The 7,113-nt window shown below is 48.1% G+C and carries 5 protein-coding genes; 2 read left to right on the forward strand and 3 right to left on the reverse strand.

Annotated features, from left to right (window positions below; genetic code table 11):
* The coding region (locus MJZ26_14360; protein ID MCQ2106960.1) for a zinc ribbon domain-containing protein at positions 1 to 293 on the forward strand (293 nt) is incomplete at its 5' end.
* A gap of 65 nt (positions 294 to 358) precedes the next feature.
* Here the strand turns inward: MJZ26_14360 and MJZ26_14365 are convergent.
* The 3 genes from MJZ26_14365 to MJZ26_14375 form a co-directional block, all read right to left on the reverse strand.
* Positions 359 to 4,345 (reverse strand): response regulator, encoded by a 3,987-nt coding sequence (locus MJZ26_14365; protein ID MCQ2106961.1) that lies wholly within the window; start codon positions 4,343 to 4,345, stop codon positions 359 to 361.
* Positions 4,346 to 4,373: 28 nt separating this feature from the next.
* Complete coding sequence (locus tag MJZ26_14370; protein MCQ2106962.1) at positions 4,374 to 5,435, reverse strand: response regulator; 1,062 nt, start codon at positions 5,433 to 5,435, stop codon at positions 4,374 to 4,376.
* 92 nt (positions 5,436 to 5,527) lie between these two features.
* Positions 5,528 to 6,211: a hypothetical protein gene (locus MJZ26_14375; GenBank protein MCQ2106963.1), complete on the reverse strand. Its 684-nt coding sequence runs from the start codon at positions 6,209 to 6,211 to the stop codon at positions 5,528 to 5,530.
* 251 nt (positions 6,212 to 6,462) lie between these two features.
* Between MJZ26_14375 and MJZ26_14380 the strand changes: the two genes are divergently transcribed.
* Positions 6,463 to 7,113, forward strand: a 651-nt coding sequence (locus tag MJZ26_14380) for a pyruvate:ferredoxin (flavodoxin) oxidoreductase (protein MCQ2106964.1), incomplete at its 3' end; no start/stop codon positions are given.

Here is a 7,113-nt window from a genome sequence, read left to right on the forward strand (position 1 = left end):
TATATCAAAGAATAAACCGAGAAATTTCCATGAATACTTGCCCCCACTGCGGCGCGGAACTTAAACCCGACGCAACTTTCTGCCGCCACTGCGGTAGCGACAAGAATACCGGCTGGAAAGACGGAGCCGAATTCGCCGACGAAGAACTTCCCGACTACGATGAGATTTTGGAAAATGAATTTGGAGAGGACTCCCTGGGTAACAAGAAGAAGCCCCGCGGAATGGGTGTCATTGGCACCATCGCAGCCATCATTGTGGCTCTGGCCTTCGTAGCTGCAATGACACTACATTGATCCTTCCAAAAGCCCATAAAGAAAAAGCCGAGACATTTGTCCCGGCTTTTAAAGTATGCAAGGCCTTAGGCCAAGGTCTTTTCCAAGGCTTCGAGGGTTTCCGCAGCCTCGGAGAAGTCGTAGTCCTCGATGAGTTCCTTGATCTTGTGAATGAGTACATCCTGCTCGCGGCTGAACTGAATTTCTTCAATATCATCCATAATTCGCTTACACATAGTTGAAGAGCAGGAGTCTATGGCTTCCTTAAGCATTTCCACAGCATTCTTCAGCTTCGTATTGGCTTCCGGATCCTTTACCTTTACAACAGGGGCATTCTGTTCATTGGCAATATTGGAAAGAACCACATCCAGGTCTGTCACAAGGTCCTTCAGGGCATTTTCGAAGTTATTGAATCTTGTCCAGTCAAGTTCGCCACGATTCAGGGAACTTTCCAGATCCGCAGCAAAATTCAAGACATGGTTCGAGCCAATCGTTCCGCAAAGGCCCTTAACCGTATGGACGATTCGAGCCGCTTCTTCACGCTGGTTATTCTCCAGGATATGACGTAAGTTGAAGCTGGATCCGCCGTAATCCCTGACAAATCCCTGCAAGATCTTCAAGTATATGCTCTTGCTGCTATTGGCATGATAGAATCCCAGGGACGCATCAAAGTCACGAACCTTCTGGAAAGAATTGACAAAACTTTCATCTTCCGGAGAAATCTGATTACGGTCATCCTTTACGCTGATGTCATTGGCAACAGGAGCCTCCACCACCGTCAAGAACTTTGCCAGCTCTTCGTACAAAAGCGAAGGATCGATGGGCTTTACGATATGGGCGTTCATGCCGGCTTCAAAGCATTCCTCGGTATCCTTCTGGAATGCCCTTGCGCTCATAGCAAGAATAGGCAGTTTCTTGAAATATTCCCCTTCACGTTCACGAATTGCCTTCGTAGCTGTCAAGCCATCCATAATGGGCATCTGGATATCCATAAGCACCAGGTCAAAGGAATCTTCCTTCAGAACTTCCAGGGCTTCCTTACCATTATTGGCGATCATGGTTGTCAATCCCACGCTGTTCAACAGGGAAACCGCCAGTTCCTGGTTCATCTGGTTGTCCTCAACCAACAGGATCTTGGCATCCTTGAAGAATATCTTGCGTTTTTCCTTCTTGGAAGAACGTTCATAGGACTGCTTCAAGCCGAACGCTTCCTGCATACCATTCAACAGGGAACTAATCTGCAAGGGCTTAGACACATAGCTATTGAAACCAAGTTCCTTCGCCCTGGATACGTCCTTCTCGTCAAAATGAATAGGATGCATCAAGACCTTGGGAACCGCCTTCATGCTCTCACCAAGACCGCGCGCAAAATCAAATCCTGACATGATTGGCATATTGAAATCCACCAGGAACATGTCATAGGCAGCCTCACCAGCTTCCTCGTGGGCCTGAATAAGGTCGAAGGCTTCATCGACGGAACTGGCCTCTTCAACAACGCAATTCAGCTTCGTCAGGTAATGTCTCAAGACATCGCGAAGATTCTCGCAATCATCCACAAGCAGGATATTCTTGTTTCTAAAGTTGGATTCAGACTTCCAGCGAGGTACGCCCACATTGGGAGCAACTGGCAAAGTAATCGTAAAGAAGAACCTGGAGCCGACTCCGGATTCACTTTCAACCTGGATTTGACCACCCATCAATTCAACGAGGGATTTGGAAATCACAAGGCCAAGGCCCGTTCCACCGTACTTACGTGTAGTAGAACCATCCGCCTGGGTAAAGGCATTAAAGAGACGGCCAAGCTGTTCCGGAGTCATACCGATACCAGTATCCTTGACGCAGAATGCAAGCTTTACGTTGTTTCCACTCTGCTGCACCAGCTTGACACTCAGGGTAATGTCGCCCTTCTCGGTAAACTTGGTTGCATTATTGATCAGGTTGGTAAAAATCTGGGAAAGTCTCAAGGGGTCACCCATCAAGACTTCAGGAATTTCCGGATCCACATCCACTATCAATTCAATGGGGCGACCGGCAATTCTAACCTCGGCCAGGGCTGCCACCTCGTTGATTACATCATGAAGGACAAGCTGTGTAATTTCAAGTTCCTGCTTCTTGGCCTCGATCTTGGAGAAGTCAAGAATGTTATTGATAATTCCCAGCAAAGACTTGGCCGCATGGCTAATACGATCTACAAAGTTACGTTGTCTTTCGTCAAGGGGTGTTTCAGAAATCAGGTGAGCCATGCCGATAATGGCATTCATCGGCGTACGAATTTCGTGACTCATGTTGGCCAGGAACTCACTCTTTGCCTGGGTTGCCTGTTCGGCAATCTCTCGTGCAGCCATGACCTCCGAAATGTCGATCATGGTAAGCATGTAACCCACCACAGATTCCTGCACCTTCAAGGTACATGCTTCTCCGCGGAACCACGTTTCTTCCATGGAAGACTCGGACTTCAACATAAAGGAATCCTGCCAAACTTCATCCCTGTAGAAGGCGTCGTTGATGGCGTTAACCACATTCTTCGGAATTCCGTTCTGAGCAAGATCATCGATTCCAAGTCCAATAAGGGAACGCCAGTCCTTGTCCAGGAACTCGGCCAGCTGCTTGGACATGTACTTTACCTTACGGTCGCGATCAAAGATGACCAAGATGGAGTGGTCGTTGGAAAGCATGATGGTATCCAGGATGGTATCCTTCTGGATACCACTGGTTTCATCGTTAATCATGAAAAGATAACGCATTGCGCCGTCATCTTCCACGAGAACCTGGAATACAATACTCCACCATGCGATTTCCCCGTCGGTATTTCGAACAGGAATCAGAATCTTACGTTCGCTGGCATGCATCTCGCCACCCATGGCAACACGGTGAGCGAACTTCTTGAACTGATCCATGGGGAAATACTTAAAGAGGATCTCGCCCTTAATATCTTCACCATTATTCAAATAGTTTACGATGTAGGCACTTGCATGAAGAATATCGAAGGAGTCATTAGTCAAAATCAGCCTGAAGTTATCGCTACCCAGCAAGGTATCGAAAATGGTACTGGAACTTACGCTATCATTCAGGTCCCGCTGGATAAACTTACGGAATAGAATATGGGCAACCAAGGCCGCAAATCCCATCAGAAGCAAAACAATAAAGCCAACCACAAGGATGATGGTATTCATATTGCCTTCGATACCGGCAATAATCTTGTTCTGCTGCATCACATGAACCACATAGAACGGCGAATGCTGAAGCGGGGCCACCATGAACACCAGGTGCTGGCGATGTTCATTGGTTCGTTCAAAGCGAAGAACCTTCCCTGCCATGAGAGAATCTGCATCAAACATGTCCTCGATCATGGAAAGCAGGTTGGCTACGCTATCCTGCACCACCTTGCCTCGACTTGTTTCGTAGGGGAAATAGGTGAAAAGGTTGTTGTTTTCCATGCCAACCAGCAAGGATACACCGCCCTCATCGCGAGCCAAGGCGGATATGGCCATGCGAACCTTGTGAAGATCAAGATCCTCAGCTACAGCACCCTTGAATTTCTGGTCCTTGTCCCAAATCGGGTACGACAAGGTCATAACCTGCTTTCCAGCCTCAGACCTGATTTCAGGACCAGTCATGGCGAGGCCACGTTTTCTTGATGATTCCAGGTACCAAGCCGTTGTACGGACTTCGGTCTTGCCCTTGCCCAGCTTATAGCCTTTATGGGAATAAAATTCGCCATCCCTGTTGCCGTAGAGAATGTCGACCAGGCCTTCACCATTCTGGAAGTACTTGGCCATAACACCCTTGACCATGTTTTCCTTGGGAGTCTGCTGAATTTTCTTGGCCAAGCCAAGGAAACGATCCTGGGCATTTACAATATAGCCGTCAATTTCACTAACAACCTTGTCCTGCAGGTTTGCCTCGGTTGATGCATAAGCAGACGATACCAGGATCGACTTGACTGATGTAACAAAGATGGCAATCAACAAAACCGTGGCAACCAGCATAGGAATGCTGTACACCAAGGAAATCTTCCAGCGGAGACGTCTGCGCTGGGCGTTAAGAGGACTATGATGTTGATGATGAGTCACTAACTAATACCCGTTCCCAAAAGAGTTTCTACCCCATGAACTTTTCGTAGAAGAGAGGCAGATCCTTCTCTATTTCCATGAATGCGTCAACCACATCCGGATCAAACTGAGTTCCCCTGCCCTTTCGGATTTCTTCCACCGCGATTCTATGAGGGAAGGGATCCTTGTAGGGCCTGCGAGAAACCAGAGCATCGTAGACATCGGCTACTGCCATAAGTCTTGCGCCAACAGGAATGTCCTCCCCCTTCAGCTTATTCGGATAGCCTTCGCCGTCCCAACGTTCATGGTGGCTGAGAGCAATATCGGCAGCAATCTTGACAAGGGGAATTTCGGAAAGTTCACGCATTGCACCGAGCAACACATCGTAACCAATTTGAGGATGCTTGCTCATGACCTCTCTTTCGTCTATGGTCAGCTTAGCGGGCTTTCGCAAAATTTCATCGGGAATGCCCACCTTGCCGATATCGTGCAAGGGAGCCGCAGTCGCATAAAAGTCAACGTAGTCCAAAGAAGGAATGGACTTTGAAAATTTTGGATTCCTACGGAGCTTTTCGGCAAGCATCTGCACCAGGGACTGGGTTCTGCGAATATGTTCGCCAGTATCGGTGTCGCGATGTTCTGCCAATGAACCCAAACTAGCCAGCATAACCTTCAGGGTCTTCCTGAGTACAATGGTCTTTTCGTCCACCAGGTCATGGAGGTGGTCGCGCTGCTGCTTGAATTCCAACTGGTTCTTGATACGCAGGCGGACAAGATCCGGATTGAAGGGCTTCGTAATATAGTCTACGGCACCAAGATCCAAGCCGATCTGTTCGCTTCGAGAATCAGCCTTTGCAGTCAAGAAGATAACGGGAGTATTATCGACCAAGCCGCGGCTACGCATTTCACGCAGTGTTTCGTACCCATCCATCTCAGGCATCATAACATCAAGAAGGATAAGATCTGGCTTTACCTTCTCCGTGAGTACAAGGGCCTTCTTCCCGTTTAGGGCAACATACATGTCGTAGTCATTGGATAGGATACCTTCCAACACTTCAATATTGGTCTTGGTATCGTCAATAACTAGGATTTTTGCTCTTTCAAATTCCATATCTTGAATATATGCTTTCAAAATGAAATAAAGCAAGTTATTTTATTCCAAAGTGGAATAAAATTGCGTTTTTTCACACAAAAAAAGGGATTTTAGATGCTTTTTGTAAGAAAAGACCGTTGCAGCTTTATAAAGGCGTTCACAGAATCGGCATAATTCCAGATTCCACCCAGACAGGCAATCCCGGAAATTCGGCTTTTTAGGTCAAATTTTCCAGAAATTTCCTCGATACACTCCTGGTCCAAGCCTCCCCAGAGAATCAGGGGAATACCGGAAGGTTCCGCCTTGGAAATATCACCCAAGATGTCCTCCCCAAGAGTCTTCACTGGCTCAAGGGCGGAAAGGGGCTGAAAGACAGGGCCAAGCAAGGCACCGGAAACCCACTGGGGCAAGGCGGCCACTTCATCCAGGTTCCTGCAAAGCACGATCGTGTTCACCCTCTTCCAGGATTCACGAACCTCCCCTGCCAAGAAGGATGCTTCCAGGACGCAGCCTCGGACATCCAGCTGTTCTGCCATGTCGGGAGTCCCTCGGACCCAGATTCGGTCTCGGTACTCCATGGGCAACGACAAGAGCCAACGGTCATAGTCCTCGACCCTGGCGGTCCTTTTTTCAGATCCATAGCGAAGTTGCTTATCGAGGATCAGGCGGGTCAAACCGCGCTTGAACATTTCCTCGATATCGTCGTATTCGCCGGCAAAATCATCCGGACTCGTTGTCAGCCATAGCTTTAGCATGCGGTGAATATAGTAAGACGCACTGTTTTTTGGTTGCAAACGCACTCTTGTTTTCATCAAAAATTGAGTATTCTCACAACAAGTAGGAATTTCGTAATAAAATTAAAAACAAGTTTAGTCCAACGACAGCGGATTTTGTAAAGACCGATAACAGATTGTTGTAAAAAACAGCAAAATTTTTGATGAAATTTAAAGTTTTTTGAATTTTCTCCTCAAAAACTAAGTAAATTTACGTTGGATTTTTGTAAAATCACGATTTTATATAATTAACCCAATAATTGGAGACACACATGGCAAAAAAGATGATTGCGTGTGACGGTAATGAAGCTACCGCTAACGTTGCGTTTGCAGTGAGCGAAGTAGCAGCAATTTACCCGATTACACCGTCCAGTCCGATGGCAGAACATGCCGACAACTGGAGCGCAGCTGGTAAGAAGAATATTTGGGGCCAGGTTCCCCGCGTTTTTGAAATGCAGTCCGAAGGTGGCGCTGCCGGTACCGTTCACGGTGCTCTGCAGGCTGGCGCTCTGACCACTACCTTCACCGCTTCCCAGGGTCTTCTGTTGATGATCCCCAACATGTACAAGATCGCCGGCGAACTGACCCCGACCGTCTTCCATGTGACCGCCCGTGCTCTTGCTATGCAGGGCCTTTCTATTTTCGGTGACCACTCCGACATCATGGCTTGCCGCCAGACCGGTTTCGCTATGCTGGGCTCTTCCTCCGTTCAGGAATGCCAGGACATGGCTCTCGTGGCTCACGCTTCTACTCTTGAATCCCGTGTTCCGTTCGTTCACTTCTTCGACGGTTTCCGTACTTCTCACGAAGTCATGAAGATTGAAGCTCTCGAAGACGGCGTTATCCGTAGCGTCATCGACGAAAAGTACGTGAAGGCTTGCCGCGAACGCTGCCTCACTCCGGACCGCCCGACCATGCGCGGT

Source organism: Fibrobacter sp. (assembly GCA_024398965.1).
Taxonomy (GTDB): domain Bacteria; phylum Fibrobacterota; class Fibrobacteria; order Fibrobacterales; family Fibrobacteraceae; genus Fibrobacter.

Coding starts and splice junctions, on each gene's coding strand:
- MJZ26_14370 (MCQ2106962.1), bottom strand. CDS start 5,435: ATGGAATTTGAAAGAGCAAAAATCCTAGTTATTGACGATACCAAGACC.